The organism is Mesorhizobium sp. M5C.F.Ca.IN.020.32.2.1 (assembly GCF_004023105.1).
In the GTDB taxonomy this organism is placed as follows: Bacteria; Pseudomonadota; Alphaproteobacteria; order Rhizobiales; family Rhizobiaceae; genus Mesorhizobium; species Mesorhizobium wenxiniae.
The window spans coordinates 1-2,433 of record NZ_RZSX01000907.1 but is presented as its reverse complement, the minus strand read 5'-3'; the positions used below and the strand labels follow the sequence as shown (position 1 = coordinate 2,433).

The 2,433-nt window shown below is 62.3% G+C and carries 1 protein-coding gene; it reads right to left on the bottom strand.

The window, feature by feature from the left end; genetic code table 11:
- Positions 1 to 2,161 (bottom strand): xanthine dehydrogenase family protein molybdopterin-binding subunit (locus EOA86_RS30680; protein ID WP_164892138.1); only part of this gene is annotated, 2,161 nt, incomplete at its 3' end.
- Positions 2,162 to 2,433: the final 272 nt, after the last annotated feature.

Here is a 2,433-nt window from a genome sequence, read left to right as displayed (position 1 = left end):
CTGCTCCCTTGATGCCAAGTGCATTGGTGGTCGAGGGCACGTTGCGGGTCTCGAAATGGAAGAACGGGAAATCGTCGGCGCGCGGCATGGCGTAATCCATGAAGCTCGCCGTCAACAGCTGCCCGTCGTCGTCATAGACGGTGTTCTCCGTCAGCGCCTGGCCGATGCCCTGGACGACGCCGCCATGCACCTGGCCGGCCAGCAGAATCGGGTTCACGGTGACGCCGAAATCGTCGACGATCGTATAGCGGACAATCTCCGTCATGCCGGTGTCGGGATCGATCTCGACTTCGCAGATGTGGGTGCCGTTCGGATAGGTGCATTCGTCCTGCGCGAATTCTCCAAAGCCCTTGAGATCGTCCGGGTTCTTGGCGGCCTTGGCGATGGCCGAAAAATCGATCATGCGGTCGGTGCCGACGATGCGGGCAACGCCGTTGAACAATTCGATGTCGCCGGCCGAGGCTTCCAACTCATCCGCTGCGATGCGCTTGATCTTGTTGGCCAGATCCTCGCCCGCGCGAGAAGCTGATACACCGCCAAGGGGTATGGAGCGCGAGCCGCCGGTGCCGCCGCCGGCTTTCAGTTCGTCGGTGTCGCCCTGGCGGACATGGATCTTGTCGATGTCGAGATGAAGCTTTTCCGAGAGGAACTGCGCATAAGCCGTCGCGTGCCCCTGCCCGTTGGTCTGGGTGCCGATCTTCAGCGTCACCGTGCCATCGCCGTTCAATTCGACAAAGGCCGGTTCAGAGCCCGGAAAGGCACAGGCCTCGATATAAGTCGCCATGCCGATGCCGCGGATTTTGCCGGCCACCTTCGACTGCGCCAGCCGCTCCGGAAACGTCCGCCACTCCGCCTCTTCGATGGCGCGGTCCATATGGCCTGCGAATTCGCCGGTATCATAGAGGCGGTCCGTCTGCGTGCGATAGGGAAACTGCTCAGGCCGAATGAAATTGCGCCGGCGGATCTCTTCGACTGGCAAGCCCAGATCGTGGGCGCAGGCGTCGACGAGCTTTTCCAGGAGGAATGCTGCTTCCGGGCGGCCGGCACCGCGATAGGCATCGACCGGGCAGGTATTGGTGTAGAGGCCGGTCACCGAAACATCGAGCGCCTGGATGTCGTAGACGCCGGTCGACATGGTGACGCCGATATAGGGGATGAATGGGCCGTATTGCGAGACATAGGCGCCGATATTGGCGAGAAGATCGACCTTCATGCCGAGGAAGCGGCCGTCCTTGTCCATTGCCATCTCAGCGGTCACGACATTGTCGCGGCCTTGCGCATCGGTGAGGAAATGCTCGGTGCGGTCGCCGGCCCATTTCACCGGGCGGCCAAGGCGCCTGGCGGCCTCGAGCACCAGCGGATGTTCGCGATAGACGAAGCTTTTCGGTCCGAAGCCGCCGCCGACATCAGGCGTGATGACGCGCAGCTGGTTCTTCCTGATCTTGAACACATCGGCCAGGATGTACTGCATGGAATGCACGCCCTGCGAGCCCGTGGTCAGCACGAAGCGATTCTCTTGCGTGTTCCACACGCCGATCGCCGAGCGCGGCTCGATGTAGTTGCAGACCAGCCGGTTGTTGATGAACTCTATGCGGGTGACATGCGTCGCCCTGGCGAATGCCGCCGCGGTCTTCGCCTGGTCGCCGATGTGGTAGCTGAAGGCACGGTTGGAGCCGAGTTCCGGCCAGACCAGCGGCGTGCCTTCGTCAAGCGCCGTGGCGGTGCCGGACGCGGCATCCTCGGCCTCGTAATCGACCTCGATCAATTCGGCCGCGTCCTGCGCCAGGGTGCGGCTGTCGGCGACGACGAAGGCAACGGCGTCGCCGACATAATTGACTCGGTCGCAGCAAAGGACCGGAATGTCGCGGGTCGGCGCCTTGGTGCCGTCCGGCTGCCTCTGCATGACGCCGGATTTCAGCTTGCCGAGATGAGCAAGGTCCGCACCAGTCAGCACCAGATGGACGCCAGGTGCCACCTTGGCCGCCTCGGTCGAACCGATGGTGAAGCTTGCCTTGGCCACCGGCGATCGCAGGACGTAGCCGTGCAGGAGGCCAGCCGGCTGGATGTCGTCCGTGTAGCGACCGAGACCCTTGATGAAGGCTTGGTCCTCGCGACGCAGCACAGAGGCGCCCATGCCGAATTTCGGTGTGACGACAGTCATGAATGCCTCGCGATGATGATGGGAGAACGAGTGCCTGAAATAGGCACTGCGCCAGTTTTGTCGAGTGACGGTTTCGTGTAAAGAGCGCGTGCTTCAAATTTCTTAGACCAGCGGACCCACCTGCCGCTGCGGGAATCGACAGGAAACCCCACGGAATGCGCACGGACACCGGCCAGGTCTTCAAGCTCGAAGACTATCGCCCCACCGATTATCTCATTCCGAAAACCGGCCTGACTTTCCGCCTGTCACCAGAAGCCACGCGCGTCATCGCC